18 protein-coding genes are annotated in these 21762 nt (G+C 67.9%); 9 read left to right on the top strand and 9 right to left on the bottom strand.

Features of this window, described 5'->3' with window-relative positions:
• Positions 1 to 231 precede the first annotated feature (231 nt).
• Positions 232 to 1914, top strand: coding sequence for a sensor domain-containing diguanylate cyclase (locus ACIPRS_RS13155; RefSeq protein WP_446538854.1), 1683 nt, complete (start codon positions 232 to 234; stop codon positions 1912 to 1914).
• Between the two features lie 16 nt (positions 1915 to 1930).
• Here the strand turns inward: ACIPRS_RS13155 and ACIPRS_RS13150 are convergent, their stop codons facing one another.
• Positions 1931 to 3172, bottom strand: coding sequence for an amidohydrolase family protein (locus ACIPRS_RS13150; RefSeq protein ID WP_446538853.1), 1242 nt, complete (start codon positions 3170 to 3172; stop codon positions 1931 to 1933).
• Between the two features lie 146 nt (positions 3173 to 3318).
• Positions 3319 to 4740, bottom strand: a complete 1422-nt coding sequence (locus ACIPRS_RS13145) for an amidohydrolase (protein ID WP_446538852.1) — start codon at positions 4738 to 4740, stop codon at positions 3319 to 3321.
• A gap of 113 nt (positions 4741 to 4853) precedes the next feature.
• Between ACIPRS_RS13145 and ACIPRS_RS13140 the strand changes: the two genes are divergently transcribed.
• Entirely contained in the window at positions 4854 to 5630 is a 777-nt protein-coding gene (locus tag ACIPRS_RS13140) for an AMP nucleosidase (protein WP_055937943.1), read from the top strand.
• Between the two features lie 12 nt (positions 5631 to 5642).
• Here ACIPRS_RS13140 and ACIPRS_RS13135 read toward each other — a convergent pair whose 3' ends face one another.
• Positions 5643 to 6617: a hypothetical protein gene (locus ACIPRS_RS13135; protein ID WP_446538851.1), complete on the bottom strand. Its 975-nt coding sequence runs from the start codon at positions 6615 to 6617 to the stop codon at positions 5643 to 5645.
• A 115-nt stretch (positions 6618 to 6732) separates the two neighbouring features.
• Here ACIPRS_RS13135 and ACIPRS_RS13130 point away from each other — a divergent pair, with 115 nt between their 5' ends.
• Together ACIPRS_RS13130 and ACIPRS_RS13125 are read left to right on the top strand one after the other, a co-directional pair.
• The gene (locus tag ACIPRS_RS13130; protein WP_446538850.1) at positions 6733 to 7263 is read left to right on the top strand and encodes a hypothetical protein; all 531 of its coding nucleotides are present in this window, start codon (positions 6733 to 6735) and stop codon (positions 7261 to 7263) included.
• Complete coding sequence (locus tag ACIPRS_RS13125) at positions 7260 to 7808, top strand: DUF924 family protein (RefSeq protein WP_446538849.1); 549 nt, start codon at positions 7260 to 7262, stop codon at positions 7806 to 7808. Before ACIPRS_RS13130 ends, ACIPRS_RS13125 begins: the two co-directional genes overlap by 4 nt.
• A gap of 171 nt (positions 7809 to 7979) precedes the next feature.
• Here ACIPRS_RS13125 and grxD read toward each other — a convergent pair whose 3' ends face one another.
• Positions 7980 to 8909 carry a Grx4 family monothiol glutaredoxin gene (gene grxD / locus ACIPRS_RS13120; protein ID WP_446538848.1) on the bottom strand — a complete coding sequence of 310 codons (930 nt, stop codon included), beginning with the start codon at positions 8907 to 8909 and terminating at the stop codon, positions 7980 to 7982.
• A 65-nt stretch (positions 8910 to 8974) separates the two neighbouring features.
• Between grxD and ACIPRS_RS13115 the strand changes: the two genes are divergently transcribed.
• Positions 8975 to 9787, top strand: coding sequence for a polysaccharide deacetylase family protein (locus ACIPRS_RS13115; protein ID WP_337732382.1), 813 nt, complete (start codon positions 8975 to 8977; stop codon positions 9785 to 9787).
• A 114-nt stretch (positions 9788 to 9901) separates the two neighbouring features.
• Here ACIPRS_RS13115 and ACIPRS_RS13110 read toward each other — a convergent pair whose 3' ends face one another.
• A complete protein-coding gene (locus ACIPRS_RS13110) occupies positions 9902 to 10549 on the bottom strand; it encodes an SGNH/GDSL hydrolase family protein (protein ID WP_446538847.1) in 648 nt (215 codons plus the stop codon).
• A 200-nt stretch (positions 10550 to 10749) separates the two neighbouring features.
• Positions 10750 to 12030, bottom strand: a complete 1281-nt coding sequence (locus tag ACIPRS_RS13105; RefSeq protein WP_337732380.1) for a pyridoxal phosphate-dependent aminotransferase — start codon at positions 12028 to 12030, stop codon at positions 10750 to 10752.
• A gap of 103 nt (positions 12031 to 12133) precedes the next feature.
• Here ACIPRS_RS13105 and rsgA point away from each other — a divergent pair, with 103 nt between their 5' ends.
• Entirely contained in the window at positions 12134 to 13258 is a 1125-nt protein-coding gene (rsgA, locus tag ACIPRS_RS13100) for a ribosome small subunit-dependent GTPase A (protein WP_337732379.1), read from the top strand.
• Positions 13259 to 13425: 167 nt separating this feature from the next.
• Here rsgA and gltS read toward each other — a convergent pair whose 3' ends face one another.
• On the bottom strand, positions 13426 to 14628 hold the full coding sequence (gene gltS / locus ACIPRS_RS13095) for a sodium/glutamate symporter (protein ID WP_337732378.1): 1203 nt from the start codon (positions 14626 to 14628) through the stop codon (positions 13426 to 13428).
• Positions 14629 to 14729: 101 nt separating this feature from the next.
• Between gltS and ACIPRS_RS13090 the strand changes: the two genes are divergently transcribed.
• A complete protein-coding gene (locus ACIPRS_RS13090; RefSeq protein WP_337732534.1) occupies positions 14730 to 15968 on the top strand; it encodes a flavohemoglobin expression-modulating QEGLA motif protein in 1239 nt (412 codons plus the stop codon).
• 48 nt (positions 15969 to 16016) lie between these two features.
• Positions 16017 to 16661 carry a response regulator transcription factor gene (locus tag ACIPRS_RS13085; RefSeq protein ID WP_337732377.1) on the top strand — a complete coding sequence of 215 codons (645 nt, stop codon included), beginning with the start codon at positions 16017 to 16019 and terminating at the stop codon, positions 16659 to 16661.
• Positions 16662 to 16664: 3 nt separating this feature from the next.
• On the opposite strand, the gene ACIPRS_RS13080 is transcribed toward ACIPRS_RS13085, so the two are convergent.
• On the bottom strand, positions 16665 to 17579 hold the full coding sequence (locus ACIPRS_RS13080; protein WP_446538846.1) for an AEC family transporter: 915 nt from the start codon (positions 17577 to 17579) through the stop codon (positions 16665 to 16667).
• Positions 17580 to 17601: 22 nt separating this feature from the next.
• Positions 17602 to 20244, bottom strand: coding sequence for a hybrid sensor histidine kinase/response regulator (locus tag ACIPRS_RS13075; RefSeq protein ID WP_446539099.1), 2643 nt, complete (start codon positions 20242 to 20244; stop codon positions 17602 to 17604).
• 136 nt (positions 20245 to 20380) lie between these two features.
• Here ACIPRS_RS13075 and ACIPRS_RS13070 point away from each other — a divergent pair, with 136 nt between their 5' ends.
• Positions 20381 to 21736: a dicarboxylate/amino acid:cation symporter gene (locus ACIPRS_RS13070; RefSeq protein ID WP_446538845.1), complete on the top strand. Its 1356-nt coding sequence runs from the start codon at positions 20381 to 20383 to the stop codon at positions 21734 to 21736.
• Positions 21737 to 21762 lie beyond the last annotated feature (26 nt).

Genomic DNA, 21762 nt, shown 5'->3' with positions numbered 1-21762 from the left:
TATCTCCGCAAAACTAGCGGACATCCGCCGGCAAGTCGTTGCGTAAACGCGTGAAGTGTGAGTTGTATCACCTTTTATCCGCATGCGGCAGGGAGGAAAACGTGGGCTGCGTCCGACACCGGTTGAGGTATGTGCCCATAGTTTATGTGACTTACATCACATAATTGCCAGATTCCGGCTTGCCGGTGGAGGGGCCCGGCCCGACACTCGCCTCGAACGCGATGGGGCAACATGAAACAGGGGTGGTGGTCTCTACTGCTGCTTCTGGCCCTGCTGCCAACGATGGATGTGCGAGGGGAGAACATCGCGCGCATTGATCGCATCCAGCCACTGGCGCTGGAGCAGCAGGCCGGACAGCGCGCCGGATTGTTCTCGGAACGCCGCTTCGACGACGGGGGCGTGACCGTGCGCGTGATCGGCAACGGGGAATGGCGCGTGGAACCCACGCCGGGCGTGCGGGAGCCGCTGCTGGTGTTCTATCACCCCTATACCGCCCGCGTGACCGTGCTCGACCAGGCGGAAGGCACGCCGCGCCGGCGGGACATCTTCAGCGCCGACCTCGATCCGCAGTACAGCCGGCGTGCCCTGGTGTTCCCCTTGCAGGGCGATGGCCCGGTGTACGTGAAGGTGGAGGGCGCGCGCTATCCGCTGCATGTGTCCGTGGAGTCCGGCCCGTCCTACGCTGTCGCGGACCTGTGGCACGTGCGGCTGGTGCTGCCGGCGATCGGCGTGGTGCTGGGCGTCTCGCTGGCGGTGCTGCTGTTCTGGGCCGTGCTGCGCGAGCGCGTCTACCTGCTGTACGCCGGCGCCATGCTGTTCCAGTTGCTGTACGCGCTGTGCTCGTACGGTGAAGCCTACGCATGGCCGGGGTTGTCCCTGCTGGCGCACTTTGGCGCGCAGGGGATCTGGGGCACGGGCACGCTCGCCACCATCCTGCTGGTCTACCTGTGGCTGGACTACGCTGGCCTGCGCCGGGTCGCGCCGCGGCTGGCGTGGCTGGTGCGCGTCGTGGGCGCCTACGGATGTGGCCTGACCCTGCTGCTGTTGCTGTTGCCGTGGCCCGCCGACAAGGCCTGGTTCCCCGACATCGCCAACGCACTCTTCCTGCTCACCAATGCCATCGCGCTGGTCACGCTGGTGGTGGCCTGGCGTCGTGGCCAGCGGCATGCGGCCTACGTGCTGATCGCGTGGGTGCCGCTGCTGGTGTTCACCATGACGCGTGCGCTGCGCTTCAGTGCCGGTGAGCGAGCCGAGCCGTGGCTGGAATACGGCCTGCCCTGGGTGCTCGCCTTCACCGCCGTGGTGCTGGCGCTGGGCCTGGCCGACCGCATGCTGACCTTCCGCCGAGAACGTGACCGGGCCAAGGCGCACGCCGAGCGCGACGGGCTGACGGGCGTGCTCAACCGGGGCGGCATCGAACACCGCCTCGACTGGGCCCTGATCGAGCGGCAGCGCGAACGCATCCCGGTCTCGCTGCTGTTCATCGACCTGGATCACTTCAAGCAGGTCAACGACCGCCACGGGCATGCCCTGGGCGATGCCTGCCTGCGCGCGGTGACGCGCGTGGTCAGCCAGCGCTTCCAGTACGGCGACCAGTTGGGACGGCTGGGCGGCGAAGAGTTCGTCCTGGTGCTGGCCGGCGTGGAACTGCCGGCCGCGATCCGGTTCGGCGAAGAAGTCAGCGAACGCATCCGCCATGACTGCGCGAGCGTGGAAGGCGTCCCCGTGGGCGTGACCGCCAGCATCGGTGCCGCACAGGCGCGCGATGGCGATACGGTGACCTCGCTGATCGCGCGGGCGGACCATGCCATGTACGCGGCCAAGCGGGCGGGCGGCGACCGCGTGGTGGGCGAGGACGCGCTATCCGTGCCGTCGCACAGCACGAGGGCGCCCGAAGGTGCCCCCGTGGACTGATGCCGCGCGGCATCGCTTACTTCGAATACGCCCGCGGCAACGGACCGGCCTGCTGCAGGTAGCGGTCGCGCAGTTCGGTCTGGCGCGAGCGCATCGGGATCGCGCGCCCACCCAGCCACACGTGCTCGGCGGTGTTGGCCACGTCGAGCGGATCGCCGCTCCACAGCACCAGGTCGGCCAGCTTGCCCGGTGCGATCGTGCCCACCCGGTCGCCCACGCCGAATGCCTCCGCCGGCACCCGGGTCAGCCCGGCCAGGCCGTCTTCCCACGGCAAACCGTTGGCCACCGCGTTGCCCGCCAGCTGGCGGATCTTGCGCGCGTTGTGCGAGGCATCGCCGGCCTGCGAGAAACTGACGCCCACGCCCGCCGCATCCAGCCGCGCCGCATTCTCCAGCGTGGCGCCGATCTGGTCGAAGTCGGCCGGCAGGTCCGCGAGTGCATCCACGAAAACCGGCACCTTCGCCTGCGCGAGCTGGGGCGCCAGCTTCCACGCCTCCGCACCCCCGGCGATGGCGATGCGTACGTTCTCGCGCTGCGCCCAGCGCAGCAGCTGGCGGATGTCCGCCGCACGGTTCACCTGCACGACGATGCGGCCGTTGCCGGCGAGATAGCGCGCCAGCGTGGCGCGGCCTGCAGGTGTCAACAACGCATGCGGCGAATCCACCGGCACGCGACCGCGCGCCTCGGCCACCATCTGGTCCAGCAGCATCCATTGCGCCGCGCGCGACTTGCCGCTCAGGTCGGACGCACCAGCACCCAACCGTACGAACAGCGCACGCGGGCCTACCGGGTCGGCGCTGCCGTCCAGCCGCACCACGCCCCCTTGTCCGGCGATGAAGGAGCCGCCCGTCGACGCCGCCAGCAGGGTAAAGCCGATGCCCTCCACGCGCGTCACCGGGATCACCACCGATGCCGGGTTGTACGCCAGCGTCACGTCGAACTCCGGCCGCATGGGCTGATCGGTCAACGTCACGGCCGCATCGACCGTGGACGCTTCGCCCGATACTTCCTCCACGCCGATCTCGGTGATGCCACCGAAGAACGCCGGCGTCAGCGGACGGCCGTTGGCATCCACCACCGTCGCACCGGCGGGCGCCGCGATGCCATTGCCGACCGACTGCACCACGCCGTTGCGCACCAGTACATCGGCATTCTTCAGCGTGCCCTGTGCCCCGGCGGTGTGCACGGTGGCGTTGCGGATCAGCACATCCTGGGCAAGTGCTGCCAAGGATGTGGACGCCAGTGCAGCCGTCAGCACCGCCGCCCTCGCCGTCCTCCCAGCACATGCTGGGATCCATTTTGCTTTTGCTCTTGTTGCTGCTCTCTCCTTCGACCCGAAGGGCAAGAGCCACAGGGATACCCGCATGCGCTGGAATGGCGGCAGGGAACTACGACGGACAGGGCTCACGGCATCACCTCCTGGCCCAGCATGAAGTCCGACACCGGTTGCCTGCTGCGGTCGTTGCGGTCGTAGATGCGCGCGCCGTCGATGTAGACCTGCTCGGCCTTGGCGTACACGCTGAAGGGGTTCTGGTTCCACAGCACCACGTCGGCCATCTTGCCGGCCTCCAGCGTGCCGGTGTGCTCGGCGATGCCCAGCGACTTCGCTGCGTTGCTGGTCACCCAGCGGATCGCGCGCTCCGGCGCGATGTCGCCCATGCCGGCGCGGCGCGCGTTCGCCATCACCTTGGCGGCTTCCTGGTTGAGGCGCTGGATGCCTTCGTCCGAGTCCGAATGCACGATGGCGCAGCTGTTGGCGGGCCGGTCCACCAGCGCGATGTTTTCCTGGATGCCATCGAAGGCCTCCATCTTGAAGCCCCACCAGTCGGCCCACAGCGCGCCGCAGACGTTCTCCTGCGCCAGGCGGTCGGCCAGCTTGTAGGCCTCCACGCCATGGTGGAACGCGGCCACCTTGAAGCCGAACTCCTTCGCCAGGTCGAGCATCGTGGTCATCTCATCGGCGCGGTAGCAGTGGATGTGCACCAGGATCTCGCCGTTAATCGCACCCGCCAGCGTGTCCAGCTTCAGATCGCGCTTGCCGCCGGCATCGCCACCGCTGTCGGTACCTTCGCCGCCACTGGCGCGCTCCCACCAGCGCTTCCGTTTCGGCTGCTGCGGCTTGGGTGCGTTCTTCTTCAGGTATTCGCTGGCATCGATGAAGGCCGCGCGGTAGCCGGCCACGTTGCCCATGCGTGTGGCCGGGCCGGCCTTGCCGCCGTACACGCGCTTGGGGTTCTCGCCGCAGGCCATCTTCAGGCCCCATGGCGCACCCGGGAACTTCATGCCCTGGTAGCTGGTGGACGGCACGTTCTTCAGCGTCACGCCGCGGCCGCCGACCAGGTTGGCCGAACCGGGCAGGATCTGCATCGACGTCACGCCGCCGGCGAGCGCTGTGTGGAAGCCCGGGTCCTGCGCCCAGATCGAATGCTCGGCCCACACGTTCGCCGTCACGGGCGCCGTCATTTCGTTGCCGTCGCTGTGCGCCTTCACGCCCGGGCTGGGATACACGCCCAGGTGCGAATGCACGTCGATCAGGCCGGGCGTGACCCACTTGCCCGTCGCGTCGACGCGCGTGGCGCCTTCCGGTGCGGACAGGCCGCGGCCGACCGCCGCCACCTTGCCGTCGGCGAGCAGCACGTCCGCACCGTCCAGGCGCTCGCCGGTGCCGGTCAGCACGGTCGCGTTGGCCAGCAGCACGGGCCCGGAACCGAGCGCCCGGTAGGTGCTGGGGTACGGGTCCTGGGTGAAGCGGGAGGCGGGCGTGGCGGCATGGGCGCCACTCCCCGACGCAGCCAGGACCAGCCCGGCCAACAAGGTCATTCGCATGGTGTATTCCCTGGAAGAGAAGCGAAACCTAACCGGCCCGGGCGCACTCTGCCAAGTGCGCGCGTCGCAGTCGTGCCAGAATCGTCGCAAACAACAAAAAGAAGAGGAATCCCATGAAAGACAAGAGCGAAATCGTCGACAACTGGCTGCCGCGCTACACCGGCGTGCCGCTGGACCAGTTCGGCGAGCACGTGCTGCTGACCAATTTCGGCGGCTACCTCAACGTGTTCTCGCAGCTCACCGGCGCGCCCATCGTGGGCCTGGACCGGCCGATGGCCAGTGCCACCGCCGATGGCATCACCATGATCAACTTCGGCATGGGCAGCCCCAACGCCGCCACCATGATGGATCTGCTGTCGGCCATCATGCCCAAGGCAGTGCTGTTCCTTGGCAAGTGCGGCGGGCTGAAGCGGAAGAACCAGTTGGGCGACCTGGTACTGCCCATCGCGGCGATCCGCGGCGAAGGCACCAGCAACGACTACCTGCTGCCGGAAGTGCCGGCGCTACCCGCATTCGCACTGCAGCGCGCGGTCTCCACGATGATCCGCGACCTCGGCCACGACTACTGGACCGGCACGGTCTACACGACCAACCGCCGGGTGTGGGAACACGACGTCGCGTTCAAGGAGCGCCTGCGCGCGATGCGCTGCATGGCCATCGACATGGAAACGGCCACCGTCTTCGCCGCCGGCTTCGCCAACCGCATCCCTGTTGGCGCCTTGCTGCTGGTCAGCGACCAGCCGATGATCCCGGAGGGCGTGAAGACCGAAGCCAGCGACGCCAAGGTCAGCTCGTCATTCGTCGAGAACCACATCACCGTGGGGATCGAGGCGCTGAAGCTGATCCGGCGGAACGGGAAGTCGGTGCGGCATTTGCGGTTTGATGAGTGATCGGCGCTGAAATCAACGCTTATTCGTGGGAATAACGCAGTGCACACGTGTAAGCACCCTCTCCTTCTCCGAGAGGGTGCAGACAATGTCCTCGAAAGAGGGCAGAAGTGCCGGCGGGATAGGTTGTTGGGCGTAAGGGTTATGCAGGACTGCTGATCGCCAGTCCTGCCTTTCGATGAGTGCTGGCTCGTCAAAAAGAAGATCGTACTCGTCCTGTGCGAGTACCCACACAGCGCTTACCAGTGCATTCTTTCGGTCAAGAAGCGCGTTGCTTGGAATCGCTTCCTTTGCCGGTCTTTGGATCGAATCTCTAGCCTCATAACCCGATCTATCCGGCCGCTTGCGGTCAATATCGATGTAGAGCATGAGGTCACTTGCTCCATAAACTGCCTGAATTGCGACGGGAAAATTGCTTATGTCCCGGAAGCCCTCTTCCTCGAAGTCTCCCTGGAAGTTGATTCCATTGATCGCGATGACGAAGGGGATTAAGGGATCGATACTGCCCTTTTCGACCCACCCCTTCCGCATGTCGCGATAGCCGATTGCCTGCTGGATCTTTGCGTCTATTCCTTTGGTCCAGCAGAGTAGAAAATCAGTTCTCGGAGTTCGATACGGACCGGAGCCTCTAGTCCTGTTAACGTATGCTGCGACAGCAGGCAATGGATCGGGTGCGCTCACCTCAATTTGCAGGATCTCTTTTCCTCGCCGGGCGACGAAGTCGGGTCCTCTGTTGCTCGTGAGTCGAGAGACGCCCCATCCGGATGTGGCTAGAGACTTTGCCAGGAGCATCTCCGAGAGATGTTGTTTATAGTTGTGTTCGTTGCAATTCCGTATCTCTGCCTGAAACTTCCTGTCGGCTAGACCCGTATCAAAGAACCACTCGCACAGGATTCTTAGCCGTTGATCGATGTCCTTTCTTTGAAGAGCGCGAGGATGTTTGAGGTTGGAGGCATTGATCAAGAATGAAGCGTGATCGACAGTGGCCATAGAGGACTCGATCAAGGGTTCAGAGGCGAGTTTACCTACGCGATCCCGGAGCCATCGCCTCTGCTGAACGTTGGCCTCAGCAAGCTCGCGCTCACATGACAAGGAGAGAGAGTCAATGGGCAGTTCAAGTGGTCTGAATCGTTGTGGGGCGACGGTGATCGCGGTCGTGATGATGGTGTTCAATGCTGGACCTGCGGTAGCCGAGAGCGCGGTTGACACCGAAGCCCGCAATGCGGCCGCCGGGTTCGCCATCACCACCAGCCTCACGCTGCTGGAGGCACTGGGCCAGCAGTGCGGCACCTACGAGGGCGAAATCGGGCAGCAGGCGCGTGCGGCATTGCAAGGCTGGCAGCAGCGCAATCACCGCTATCTGGAGCCCTCGCTGCAGCGCGTGCTCATGCTGACGGACGCCGTCACGGCGGCTGGGGGAGAGGCGGAGGGCAAGGCGTTCGCCGATGCACGCAAGGCGGAGTTCACCGGTGCGGCGCGCAAAGCGCTGCTGGAGATGTTTCCCGACGGTGGGGTGACCCAGGCGGTGTGTGCGCGTATCGCAGCGGCCACCGAGGAAGGTGCCTACGACTACCGCCAGCACGCGGAGTTCTTTGCGACACTGCAGGCCCTGGAACACGGGAGCAAAGCGAAATGACCCACGACATGCAGTCACAGAACGTCATCACTTTCTGGAAGAGCGCCGGCTACGAGAAGTGGTTCTCGCGCGACGACGCCTTCGATGCCGACTTCGACCAGCACTTCCGCGGGCTGCATTTCCGTGCGGCGCGGCGCGAACTGGAAGGCTGGATGGGCGATGCCGAGGGCGCGTTGGCGCTGGTGTTGCTGCTGGACCAGTTTCCGCGCAACTGCTTCCGCGAGAGCGCGCACTCCTACGCCACCGACGGCCTGGCGCGGCACTACGCTGATCGTGCCGTCGGGGCCGGCTTCGACACCCAGGTCGATCCCGTGCTGAAGATCTTCTTCTACATGCCGTTCGAGCATTCCGAATCGCTCGATGACCAGCAGCGCTCGCTCGACCTGTTCCGCGCCCACGGCAACGACGAGTACATGAAGTACGCGCAGCTGCACTACGACCTGATCGCCCGCTTCGGCCGCTTCCCGCACCGCAACGAGGCGATGGGGCGCACATCGACGCAGGAAGAGCGTGACTACCTGGCGGCGGGCGGGTTCGCCGGGTGACGTAGGGTGGGCCCCGGCCCACCGTCGCGACGCAGCGTGACAGCATGACCCCGCCAAGGTCTTGACCTTCCGTGGTGGTGGGCCGGGCCCACCCTACAGGGTCGCTCCTCTACATTTGCCACGAAAAAGGCGGGCCGAAGCCCGCCTTTTCGGTGTCTGCGAAGACGCGACTCAGTACTTGCTGATCGTGCCGTCCACATCGTCGGCCCAGGCGTTGATGCCGCCGGTGATGTTGTAGACGTTCGTGAAGCCGAGTGCGAGGAACTCTTCCGCCGCCTGCTGGCTGCGGCCGCCACTGCGGCACAGGAAGGCAAGCGCCGTGTCCTTCGGCAACGCTTCCAGCTCGGCGCGGCCGTTGCCGTCGAAGGTCTTGAAGGGCAGCTTCACCGAGGCGATGGCGCGCTCGTCGGCCGGGCGCACGTCGACCAGCAGCACTTCGCTGGCGCGAACCTTCGCATCGGCGTCCATCGGCGACAGCGCCTGCACCGGCTTGGGTGCATTGGGGTTGTCGATGGCCAGGCCCTTGCCACGGATGTCGTCGACCCAGTCGATGGTGATGCCGTCGGCGCGGCGCGCGCTGGCCAGGTCGAACTGCACGCGCACGCCGTTGGATTCGCTGGCGATGGCGTTGGCGTCGAACTGCGCCAGCTGGAAGTTGGGCTGGAACTGCGCGTTGATCGACAGCGCCAGCGCCGCGCCCGGCCCGGCGTCGGCCACGGCGTTCTGCAGCATCTCGGCGGCCGAGGCGGTGATGGTGATCGCCGGCGGGGTGCGGTCGGGGGCTTCCAGGCCCAGCAGCGTGGCCAGTTCGCCGGAGTTGGTCATCTGTTCGATGATGTCGCTGCCGCCGACCAGTTCACCGTCGATGTACAGCTGCGGGATGGTCGGCCAGTCGCCGTAGACCTTGATGCCCTCGCGGATGTCCTGGTCGGCCAGCACGTTGACGTGGGCGTAGTCCACGCCCAGCGCGGACAGCGCGCCCACCGCCTTGGCCGAGAAACCGCACTGCGGCATGGTCGGCTGGCCCTTCATGAAGAGCACCACGCGGTTGGATTGCAGGAGGGATTCGATGCGCGAGCGCAGGGCGGGATCAAGGGACATGGCAGTTACCGGAATGCGTGAAGGGCGTGGGGAATCGGATTTTACGCCCCGTGGCATCATGGGGCATGACCACGCCGGGAACACTGCATCGTCCGCCACGCCGTCCCGGTCTGATATTGGGCCTGCTGGCGCTGTCGCAAGTGGGTGTGGCGTGGCTGTGGTGGACCTACGGGTGGCGCATCGGTGTGCCGGCGATGCTGGCGACGCACCTGCTGGTGGTGTGGGCCACGCTGTACCCGCGTGCCACCCTGTTCTGCCCGGCCCTGTCGCGCCTGCCCACCGACGAGCGCGTGGTGTGGCTGACCATCGACGATGGCCCGTCCGGGGACACCCCCGCCATGCTGGACCTGCTGGACCGGCATGGCGCGAAGGCCACGTTCTTCTTGGTCGGCGAGCGCGCGCTGGCGCAGCCGCATCGGGTGCAGGCGATCCGCGACCGGGGGCACGGCATCGGCAACCACAGCGCCAGCCATCCGGACACGCGCTTCTGGCGGCTGGGCCCGGGCGCGCTGGAAGACGAGATCAGCCGCAGCCAGTCGCTGCTCACGGCCATCACCGGGCAGACGCCGCGCTGGTTCCGCAGCGTGGTGGGCATGACCAATCCCTTCGTCGGCCTGTCGCTGAAGCGTCACGGACTGGCGCGCGTGGCGTGGAATGCGCGCGGCTTCGATGGCGTCGATTGCAAGCCGGAGCAGGTGCTGGCGCGCATCACCCGCGACATCGCGCCGGGCGCCATCGTGTTGCTGCATGAAGGCGCGGCGCATGGACACAACGTGGCGATCCTGGCGCAGTTGTTGGCGTGGCTGGACGCGCAGGGCTACCGCACGGTGCTGCCGGAAGCAGAGGCCGCACATGATGCGTTGGGCATCACCGCTTGAATCCTTCTCCCTCCGGGAGAAGGTGGCGCGCATCGCCGGATGAGGATCGGCGATGCAGGAAACTGCCCGATGCTCCGACCTGCACGCCAACCCGTCTCCCGAAGGGAGAGGGGCTTATGCCAGCAGGTGATGTGCGACGGGGAATGCCAGTCGCGTCCATTCGGTATACATCGCGGCGGAAGGGTGCAGGCCGTCGCCGGCGAGCATCGCCGGTTCCGTGCCACGCGCGCGACTCACGGCGGTGATGTCGACGAAGGCCACGCCGCGTTGCGTGCAGACCTCACGCGCGGCGGCGTTGTAGGCGTCCAGTTCCTGTGCGATCTGCCTGGCGTCGCGGCCGGACTGCGCGGCGAACGGGGTAACGCCCCAGTCGGGAATCGACAGCACGAGTACGCGACCCGGCCGGTTGCGGGCGAAGCCGATGGCGCGCCACAGCAGCGCGGCGAACTGCGTGCGGTACTCCTCCACGTCGCGGCCGCGGTACTGGTTGTTGACGCCGATCAGCAGGGTGACGAAGTCATGCTCGCCCAGGGGTTCGGCGGCGGTGATCGCGGCGTCCAGTTCGTCGGTCGTCCAGCCGGTGGTGGCGATGATGCGCGGGTCGCCGACCAGCACACCCTCCATCCGCAGCAGGCGCGCCAGCTGCATCGGCCAGCGGCCCGCTTCGTCCACCGCTTCGCCGATGGTGTAGGAGTCGCCGAGCGCGAGATAGCGCAGCTCGGTGGTGAGGGCGGTGGTGTGCGGGGCGGAGATCGTTGTCATGGGTGAATGATGCGCTCTTCGGATCCCCTGTAGGAGCGACGTGAGTCGCGACCGTGAATCCGGGTCGCGAGCGAAAGATCGGTTATCCGGAATACAACGCCGCGGTTGACACCGTTCGTCGCTCGATTGGGCGTCATCGGTTGCATCGTGGCGTGCGGTCGCGACTTACGTCGCTCCTACAGCGGGTCAGTGGCGTTGTTTTACGCCGCCGCCGGCCGCGACTTGCCCTTGATCGGCACCACCTTGGTGGCAGCCTCGGCGCGGCGCGACAGGGCGCGGTCGATGCGGGCGAAGACTTCGCGCATCGTCGCCGCTTCCGGCAGCAGGGTGACGCGGAAATGGTGGCGGTAGGGCACGTTGAAGCTGGAGCCCGGCACGACCAGCACGCCTTCGATTTCCATCAGCTCGAGTGCGAACGCATGGTCGTCGAAGCCCTTGGCGGCATCGCCGACCACCGCCGGGAACGCGTACAGCGCACCGGCCGGGTTCACCAGCTCCAGATGCGCGCTGGCGTCGCAGGCTTCGATCACGGCGCGACGGGTCTCGTATAGGCGACCGCCGGGGGCGCACAGCGCGCTGATGGTGTCCGGGCCGTTCACAGCAGCATCGATGGCGTACTGGCCGGGCACATTGGCGCACAGGCGCAGCGCGCTGAGCAGGTCCATCGCATGCAGGAAGTCGCGCACCACGTCGCCGTGGCCGGACACCACGCCCCAGCCCACGCGCCAGCCGCAGGCGCGGTGCACCTTGCTCAGGCCGCTGAAGGTGATGCACGGCACGTCGCCCGCGAGCGGCGCGACCGGCACGAAGGTGGCGCCGTCGTACAGCACCTGGTCGTAGATCTCGTCGACCATCAGCAGCAGGCGGTGCTTCGCGGCGATGGCGACGATGCGCTCCAGCAGCTCGCGCGGATAGGTCGCACCGGTCGGGTTGTTCGGGTTGATCAGCACGATGGCGCGCGTGCGCGAGCTGACCAGCTGCTCGATCTCGTTCGGATCGGGCAGGAAGTCGTTCTCCGGATCGCAGCGGTAGTACACCGGGCGGCCATCGTTGAGGATGGTGGCGGCCGACCACAGCGGGTAATCGGGCGACGGCACCAGCACTTCATCGCCGGGATTCAACAGTGCGCGCAGCGAAAGATCGATCAGCTCCGACACGCCGTTGCCGACGAACACGCGGTCCGGGTGCGCATCCGGCGTGCCGCGCTTGGCGTACGCCGCGGCGATGGCCTCGCGCGCCGAGGGCAGGCCCTGCTGGTGCGTGTAGGGATCGGTACGGCCCATGTCGTCGGCGATCGCGCGCTGCAGATGCTCCGGCGCACGGAAACCGAACGCGCCCGGGTTGCCGATGTTGAGCTTGATCAGCTTCTGCCCCTGCGCCTCCAGCTCCCGGGCTCGCCGTGCCAGTTCGCCCCGGATCTCGTAGCGGACTTCGGAAAGGCGTTCGCGCGTGGCGAGCGGTTTGACGGGCGGGGTGGACATGGCGGGACCGCGGGGCTGGTGAAAGAAGGGAAGAAAGGCCAAGCTTAACGGATATTTAGCCTCTCCGGCCCTTCCGCTCCAGTGCCCGTCTAGAATCCGCCCCATGCCCGAAACCCCCGCTCCGAATGTGTCCGACGTCACCCTTCTGCGGTCGATCGGATGGCCGTATGCGGGCGCCCCGGACGACGATGCGTGGCGGGCCGCGATGGACGCACATCCCCAGGCCACCCCGGCGCGGGTGATCGAGCAGCACCGTTCCGGGTACGTGGTCGCCGATGCGCCCGGCATGGGCGTCAAGGCCGAGTCGCTGCCGGAGTGGCAGCGTCCCCGTTTTCCGGCGCACGAACGGCCCGCCGTCGGCGACTGGGTGCTGCTGGAGGATGCGGCGGGCAAGCGCCCGCGCATCGTCGCCCTGCTGCCGCGCCACACGGGCATCAAGCGCGGCGCGGCCGGCGAGCATTACCACCAGCAGGTGATCGCGGCGAACATCGACACGGTGTTCATCGTCTGCGGCCTGGATGCGGACTTCAATCCGCGCCGCATCGAACGCTACCTGCTGCTGGTCGGTGGCGGCGGTGCGCAACCGGTGGTGGTGCTGACCAAGGCCGACCGCACCGAGTACGCCGACGACGCGGTCGAGGTGCTGGCCGATCTGACCGCGCAGGGCGTGCCGGTGTTCACCGTCAACGCGAAGGACCCCGAGAGCGTGGCGCAGCTGGTGCCGTGGCTGGAGCCCGGCCACACCGTCGTGCTTGTCGGCTCCTCGGGCGCGGGCAAGTCCACGCTGACCAACACGCTGCTCGGCGACGAACGGATGAAGACCGGCGAAGTACGCGAGAACGATTCGCGCGGGCGTCACACCACCACCTTCCGCGCCCTCATCCCGCTGCCGGCGGGTGCCTGTCTGATTGACACGCCCGGCATGCGCGAACTGAAGCCCACCGGCGAGGAAGACCTGGCCGATGGCGGTTTCGCCGACATCGAGGCGCTGGCGGCGCAGTGCAAGTTCCGCGACTGCTCGCACGACCGCGAGCCCGGCTGCGCGGTGCGTGCGGCGATCGAGCGTGAAGAACTGGACGAAGGCCGCTTCCTCAACTACCTCAAGCTGCGCGACGAAGTGGCCGCCGCCGCCGACAAGCTCGCCAGTCGCCTGGCCGACAAGGCAAATGCCAAAGTGCAGAACAAGGCGTTGAACAAGCGGCTGACCGACAAATACGGCAAGCGCTAGGTTCTTCGCGCGTCGCGCGAAATACCTCCCACGCTTTGCGTTGCAAAACGTGGGCCCCAGCTGACGCTGCCGATCCCCCATTTACGCCGCTGGCGCGAATCGCCCCCTTACCAAGGGGGCTCGTCAAGGGGCTGCGATCGCTTCACGCCGCCCAGCAGCCGATTGCCTCAATCCCAGAAATTGATGAAGCCGGTGATGATCAGCGCGTTGGTGAAGTCGATGAAGAACGCGCCCACCAGCGGCGCCACCAGGAACGCGCGCGGCGCCATGCCGTAGCGCTCCACCAGCGTGCGCATCACCGCCATGGCATTCGCTGTGGTGCCGAGCATGAAGCCGATGAAACCGCCGCCCATCACGGCGGCATCGTAGTCACGGCCCATCACCCGGAACACCACGCCGCAGAACAACGCCACCAGCGCCACCTGCAGCGCCAGGTTGACCAGCAGTGGCGCGGCCAGTCCCGCCAGTTCCCACAGCTTGAGGTTCATCAGCGCCACCGCCAGGAACAGCGAGAGGCAGACGTTGCCGACCAGGTCGGTGGTCGCCACCGGCAGGCCGATCCAGCGAGTGCGGTCGTCGATGTAGCGGATCATCGCGCCGACCATCATCGCGCCGACGGTGGCCGGCAGGGTCATGCCGATGGCCTCCAGGCCGTTGCTGACCCCGGCACCCAGCCACATCGCCACCAGGATCACCACGATGCTCTTCAGGGCGGCATGCTCGCGCGTGGCGAAGTCGGGCGTATCGCGCGCGCCCGCGGGCTCTGCCGCGGATTCGTCCGGCGCGCCCAGGCGCACGCCGCCGTACAGCTTGTGGCGGCGGATCAGCACGGTGGCCACCGGGCCACCGATCAGGCCACCGCACAGGATGCCCGCCATCGCCGCCGCGACCGCGATGGATTCCGCGCCGGCCACGCCCGCCTGTTCGAACAGCGGCGCGAACGCGAGCCCCGTCGCCGGACCGCCGGTCAACGTGGTGGAACCGGCCAGCACGCCGAACAGCGGGTGCAGGCCGAAGCCCATCGCCACGGCCACGCCCAGCAGGTTCTGCGCGATGGCGAACGCGGTGGCGAGCAGCAGGAACACCACGACCTGCCGGCCGCTGATCTTCAGCAGCGCCACGCTGGCGTTGACGCCGATGGTGGTGAAGAAGGCGATCATCAACGGCGTCTGCAGGCTGGTGTCCAGCGTGAACAGGGTGACGTCGCGGCTGCGCGCGAACAGCACCGCCACCGCCACCACCAGGCCGCCGATCACGGGTGGGGGCAGGTTGTAGCGGGAGAACAGCGGGACCACGCGGCAGAGCGCATAGCCGAGGAAAAGCGCCAGGCCCGCGAAGGCCAGCGTCTGCACCGCATCGAGTTCCAGCACGCTGCCCCCGCACCGTTGGAAGAATGCCGAGCATAGTCGAGCAGCCGTGGTTGTGCCGGCTGTCGCGCAGGCTGGGCTACAGTGGCGGCCGGGAGGACCACATGCAGCCTGACATCGCCCATCACGCCGCGCTGGACGCGCGCCTGGTCAAGGCCGTGCGCGGCATCAAGCTGCTGAGCCTGGCCAGCTGGCCGGCCGACGTGCAGGCGCCATTCCTCGACGGCGTGGCGCGCGGCCAGCCGCAGCTGCCGGTGATCGCCTACCCGCGGCTCGATTTCGGCGATGCGCGCCGCGAACTGGCCGCGATCGCGGCGGCGGCCGACGCCGCGCATCCGCTGGGATGCTACCTGCGCGAGTCGGTTCACAGCTGGGACATCGCCGCGCAGTTGCTGGAGTCGCTGGGGACGCCTGCGGTGACCACGCATTCGGTCGCGCTGTTCGGTACGCCGGAGGAATGCCTGCCCGGCGACGGGCCGACCACGCGCGACGCCGCCGGCCACTTCATCGCCATCGCCAACGAACTGGACCACGAACTGCTCGCGCCGGAGGAACAGATCCCGGTGTCGGCAACGGCGTTGCAGTTGCAGTTGCAGGCGGACCTGGACGACTTCTTCGATGGCCGCGTCATCACCGTGGAGCTGGACCGCAACCTGATCGCCAAGGCCGCTGCGGGCGCCACCCGCATTCGCCTGCGCCACGGCGCGGCCTTCAGCGACTACGACCGCCGCCAGCTGCTGCAGCACGAAGCGCTGGTGCATTCGCTGACCGCGTTGAACGGTCGCGAGCAGGCGGTGCTGCCCAGCCTGGCGCTGGCCTCGCCGCGCGTCACCGCCACGCAGGAAGGGTTGGCCACGTTCGCCGAGCAGATCACCGGCAGCATCGACATCGAGCGGATGAAGCGCATCAGTCTGCGCATCGAGGCGGTAGCGATGGCGCTGGCCGGCGCGGACTTCATCGAGGTGTTCCGCTACTTCACCGACGCGGGACAGAACCCGGCGGAGAGTTTCTCGTCCGCGCAACGCGTGTTCCGCGGCGTGCCCACCTCCGGCGGCGCGGCGTTCACCAAGGACACGGTGTACCTGCGTGGCCTGATCGGCGTGCACACCTTCTTCCGCCACTCGCTGCAGCAGGACCGCCTGCGCCTGTGCCGTCGCCTGTTCGCCGGCAAGATGACGCTGCAGGACGTGGCCACGTTCGAGCCGCTGTTCGAAGACGGCGTGCTGGCACCGCCGCGCTGGCTGCCACGCTGGGTCAGCCGCGCCAACGGCCTGGCCGGCATGCTGGCGTTCTCGCTGTTCGCCAACCGCATCCGGCTGGACCGGTTGTCGGACGACACCTAGCCACAAAGTGCTAACCGCGCCGGCGGTCGGCGATGGCACACTGGCGGCATGAGTTCGCCTGCCATCCTCGTTGCCGACGACCACCCGCTGTTCCGCAATGCGGTGATCCATGCACTGCGCGAGGCGTTGCCCGGTGCGATGGTGTCCGAGGCCGCCAGCGCCGCCAGCCTGGGCCAGGCGCTGGACGCGCGGCCGGATACCGACCTGGTGCTGCTGGACCTGAGCATGCCCGGTGCACACGGCTTCTCGGCGTTGCTGCATGTGCGCGGCGAGCATCCCGAGGTGCCGGTGGTGGTGATCTCGTCGAACGAACACCCGCGCGTGATCCGCCGCGCGCAGCAGTTCGGCGCGGCCGGTTTCATTCCCAAGTCGTCGCCGGCCGAGACCATCGGCGAGGCGGTGATCGCCGTGCTGGATGGGGGCGCCTGGTTCCCGCCGCTGACGGTGGAGCGTTCGGAACAGGATGCGGCGCTGGCCGCACGGCTGGCGCAGATCACCCCGCAGCAGTTCCGCGTGCTGCTGTGCCTGGCCGACGGCCTGCTCAACAAGCAGATCGCGCACGAGCTGGGCCTGGCGGAAAACACCGTGAAGGTGCACGTCACCGCGATCCTCAAGAAGCTGGAATGCCACAGCCGCACGCAGGCGGCGGTGCTGGTGAAATCGCTGGAGCCGGAAGGGCCGCCGGTCGAGTGAGGCTCAGGCCAGCCAGGCAGGCAGCTGCATCGCCAGCGGGACGGTCGCGGCGGCCAACAGGGTCTGCCAGGTCACCAGCGAGGCCATCAGCGGCGCATCGCCGCCCATCTGCCGGGCCATGATGTACGCGTTGGACGCGGTGGGCAGCGCGGCGTAGAAACAGGCCGCCACGGTCACCGCCGCACTGGCATCCAGCCACCGGCATACCAGCACGGCCAGCAGCGGCAGCACGAGCAGCTTCAGCGCGGAGGTGGCGCCCAGCAGCCACGGACGTACATCGTCGCGACGGAACTGCAGGCCACCGCCCACGCACAGCAGGCCCAGCGCCAGCGCCGCGTCGGCGAGGATGTCGAGCGCCGCCGCCAGCGGTACCGGCAACGGCAGGCCGCCGAGGTTGAACAGCAGGCCGGCCAGCGTCGCCAGGATGATCGGATTGCGCGCCAGCGCCCGGGAGATGCCGCGTGCGCTGGCATCGCCATGGCCCCAGGCGGCCAGCGCGACGACCGCAATCACGTTGACCACCGGCAGGCAGATCGCCAGCGCGAGCATCACCATCGCGGTGGTCTCCGGCGGGAACAGCAATGCCGCGACCGCCAGCCCGAAGTAGCTGCTCGGCCGCACCGCGCCCTGCACCACCGAGGAGCGGCTGGGATCGGGCAGGCGCTTGGCGAACCGCAGCGCGAGCAGCACGAGGCCGGTCAGCAGCAGCGTGGGCAGCAGCGCGGCCAGCGACAGGTCGAGCGCGTCGGTGGCGGACAGCGCCAGCCGCGCCGTGCCAACGAACAGCAGCGCGGGGAAGGCGACGTAGAAGGAGAACCACTCCATCGCCGGGAACAGGCCCGAGGGCACTCGGCGCATCCGTCGCAGCGCGGCGCCGAGCAGCACGATGGCGAGGACGGGAATGACGTAGGTCAGCATCGGCACGGCATGCGAGGGTCCCTCAGCGCGCGCGGCGCACGTGGAGTTGGGTCATCAGTGCGCGTAGCGCCGCGGGTTTCACCGGCTTGGCGAGGAAGCCCCAACCGCGCTCCAGCGCCAGCGCCCGCAGTGCCTCGTCGCGCTCGGCGGTCACCAGGATCACCGGCGGCGCGCTGCCCCAGCGTTCGCACAGGCGCGCGTACAGCGTCGGCCCGTCGGTGTCGCCCAGTCGCACGTCGAGCAGCAGGAGATCGGGTGCCTGGTCCGCCACGGCCGCTGCCATCGCGTCGTCGGGACCGGACGCAAGGTCCACTTCGCACTCCCAGCGCAGCAGCAGCGCGCGCGTGGCTTCGCAGACACGCGGGTCGTCGTCCACGCACCATACGCGGCGACCGCGCAACGGCGAGCCATCGTCGATGTCATCGAGCATTGGCAACGCTTGCGCTGTCGTGGCGTTGGCCACGCCGCGCGGCAGTTCCACCCAGAACACGCTGCCCCGCCCCAACTGCGACCGCAGGCCGATGCGGTGGCCGAGCACGCGGCCGATGCGTTCCACGATGGCCAGCCCGAGGCCGGCGCCGCGATCGTTCACCACCCCGTCGTTGAGGCGGCGGAACTCTTCGAAGATCTCCGCCTGCAGGCTTTCCGGGATGCCGGGCCCCTGGTCGTGCACTTCGATACGCACCTGTCCGCCGCGCCGACGTACACCGAGCAGCACGCGCCCGCGCGGCGTGTAGCGGATCGCGTTGGACAGGAAGTTCTGCAGGATGCGGCGCAGCAGGGCTTCATCGCTGCGCACGATGCTGCTGGTCGGAATGCACGCAAGCGTCAGGCCGCGTTCGCCGGCGACCATGCCGAACTCACGCGCCAGCGTTTCCAGCAGCGGCGCCAGGGGGAAATCGCGCACGCGCGCCGGCAGCGTGCCCGATTCCAGCCGGGCGATGTCCAGCAGGCTGTTGAGGATGGCGTCCTGCGCGGTCAGCGCATTGTCCACGTGGTCGGCGATGCGGCGGGCTTCGTCGTCGTGCAGCCGCCCGCGCAGTGCCGACACGAACATGCGCGCGGCGTTCAGCGGCTGCAGCAGGTCGTGTACCGCCGAGGCGACGAAGCGCGTCTTGTAGCGGTTGGCGTTCTCCGCCGCCTGCGTGGCGGCGGCGAGCGCGCGCGTACGCTCCTCGACGCGGCGTTCCAGCGCATCGGCCAGCGAGCGCAGTTCGCGGGCGGCATTCTTGTAGCTGGTGATGTCGGCGTAGCTGGTGACGAAGCCGCCGTCCGGCAACGGGTTGCCGCGGATCTCCAGCACCACGCCATCGTCCTTCTCGCTCTCGCGCATGTGCGGCTTGCCGCTGCGCAGATGGTCCAGCCGGCGCTGGATCGCCTCTTCGACCGGTCCCGGCCCGAGCAGGCCGCGGCGTGCGTTGTGGCGGAACACGTCCTCGATCGGACGGCCGACATGGATCAGGTCGGGCGGGAAGCGGAACAGCTCCATGTAGCGGGAGTTCCATGCGACCAGCCGCAGGTCGGCATCAATGATCACCACGCCCTGTGGCAGGTGCTCCAGGCTGCGGCTGAGGCCGGCATCGGCCTGGCGCGCGGCCTCGACGATGCCGTCCTGCGCGGTGCGCAGTTCCTGCGCATGCTGCTGCAGCACGGCTTCCAGCTCGTCGCGGCTGCGTTGCTGCAGCAGCGCGGTGCGTCGGCGCTGCTGCATGAACAACGCCAGGAACGCCAGCGCCAGCCAGCCTCCGCCGGCCGCGAGTGCGGCGGTGCGGCCTGCGGCGGTGATCGCCGAAGCATCGTGCAGCAGGTGCAGGTGCCAGCCTTCCTCCGGCAGCGCCATCGATTGCCACAGCACCGCACCGGCCAGCGCCGGGTCGGTGAACTGCACGCGCCGCGCGCCGGCATCCGTCGTGGACAGGTCCTGCGACTGCAGGGGCGTGAGCCTCTGCCGCGCATACTGGCGGGTGGCAGCCAGTTCGCGACGGTCGGCATCGCTCAGCGCGTTCAACGTGCGATAGCGCCATCCGTCGCGGCTGGCGAGGAAGATCACGCCGTGCGCGTCGCTGACCAGCACGATGTCCGGCGTCTGCAGCCACTCCTGCTCCAGCGCGTCCAGTTCGATCTTGATCACCACCAGGCCGGCGACCTTGCCATCCGGACCGCTGATCGCCTGCGACAGGAAGTAGCCCGGCTCGCCCGTGGTCAGTCCGATGCCGTAGAACTGGCCCCGCCCGGTGCGCAGCGCCTGCTTCACGTAGGGCCGGAAGCTGTAGTCCTCGCCCACGTTGCTGGTGGGCTCGCGCCAGTTGCTCGCGGCCACCGCGATGCCGCGACGGTCGATCAGCGTGAGCGTGGACGAACGGGTGACGCTGTTGGCGTCTTCCAGGCGCTGGTTCAACGCGTTCCGGCGGGCATCGTCCACCGGCCCGGCGAGCGCATCGCGGAGATCCGGATCCTGCGCCAGCACCTGCGGCAGCGTGCGGTAGCGGTCGATGCGCTGCTGCAGTGCCTGCGCATGCAGGTCGAGCTGGCGGTCGAGCTGCGCGGTCTCCGCCCGCTGCGCGCGCGTGCCGGCCCAGTGGTAGGCCAGCGCCATGACCAGCAGCGCGCCGCCGAGGATCGACAGCAATACAAGCAGGATCCGGCGGTGGCGGCGGGCGCGCAGCATGGGGCAAGTCTACGGGTGCGCCGCCGCCGGAGCGCGGGCTAGTACCAATAGGTTATCGGTGCGGCGGCGAAGCGGGGGTACAACATGCCGGCCACCGATCCGGGTGGCGTCGCCATCCGTTCGGAGTTGACCCATGCACCTGGCCGATACGCCCTGCACGCCGCTGCCGCGCCAGCCGCTGTACAGGCAGCTGTACTTCCAGGTGATCGTGGCCATCGTGCTGGGCGCGCTGCTGGGGCACTTCGAGCCGGCGTTCGCCGAATCGATGAAGCCGCTGGGCGATGCCTTCATCAAGCTGGTGAAGATGATCATTGCGCCGGTGATCTTCCTGACCATCGTCACCGGCATCGCCGGCATGACCCAACTGCGCACGGTGGGCCGTGTGTTCGCCAAGGCGATGGCGTACTTCCTGTTCTTCTCCACGCTGGCGCTGGTGATCGGCATGATCGTGGCGCACGTGGTGCAGCCCGGCGCCGGCATGAACATCAATCCGGCCGACCTGGACCAGTCCGCTGTGCAGGACTACGTGCAGAAGTCGCACGAGCTGTCGCTGGTCGGCTTCCTGATGGACATCATCCCGAAGACGCTGGTCAGCCCGCTGGTGGGCGACAACATCCTGCAGGTGCTGTTCGTGGCGGTGCTGTTCGGCCTGTCGCTGGCGCTGGTGGGCGAGAAGGGCCGGCCGGTGCTGAACCTGCTGGAGGCGCTGACCACCCCGGTGTTCCGCCTGGTGCACATCCTGATGCGCGCCGCGCCGATCGGTGCGTTCGGTGCCATCGCCTTCACCATCGGCAAGTACGGTGTGGGCATGCTGGTCAACCTGGCGTGGCTGGTCGGCTCGTTCTACCTGACCTCGCTGCTGTTCGTGATCGTCATCCTCGGCCTGGTGTCGTGGTGGTGCGGGTTCTCGATCTTCCGCCTGATCCGCTACCTGAAGGCGGAACTGCTGCTGGTGCTGGGTACGTCCTCGTCCGAATCCGCACTGCCGTCGCTGATGGAGAAGATGGAGCGTGCCGGCGCGTCGAAGTCGGTGGTCGGGCTGGTCGTGCCGACGGGTTACTCGTTCAACCTGGACGGCACCAACATCTACATGACGCTGGCCGCGCTGTTCATCGCGCAGGCCACCAATACCGAACTGAGCCTGGGCCACCAGATCATGCTGCTGCTGGTCGCGATGCTGAGCTCGAAGGGCGCCGCGGGCGTCACCGGCGCCGGTTTCATCACGCTGGCCGCCACGCTGGCGGTGGTGCCGGAAGTGCCGGTCGCCGGCATGGCGCTGATCCTCGGCATCGACCGCTTCATGAGCGAGTGCCGCTCGCTGACCAATTTCACCGGGAATGCCGTCGCCACGCTGGTGGTCGCGCGCTGGGAGAACGCGCTCGACCGCGACGCGCTGGCGCGCGCGCTGGGCGGGCCATCCGCCCCGATTGCCGCCGCGCCGGATCCGGCCGCGGGCCCGGGCGACCCGACACGACTCACGGCCGACTGACGCCGGCCACACCACGTCTTCAGAGG

It is taken from the genome of Pseudoxanthomonas sp. LARHCG66 (genome assembly GCF_052871755.1).
Note: the sequence above shows the minus strand (reverse complement) of the source record. Positions and strands in the feature narration are given on the sequence as shown.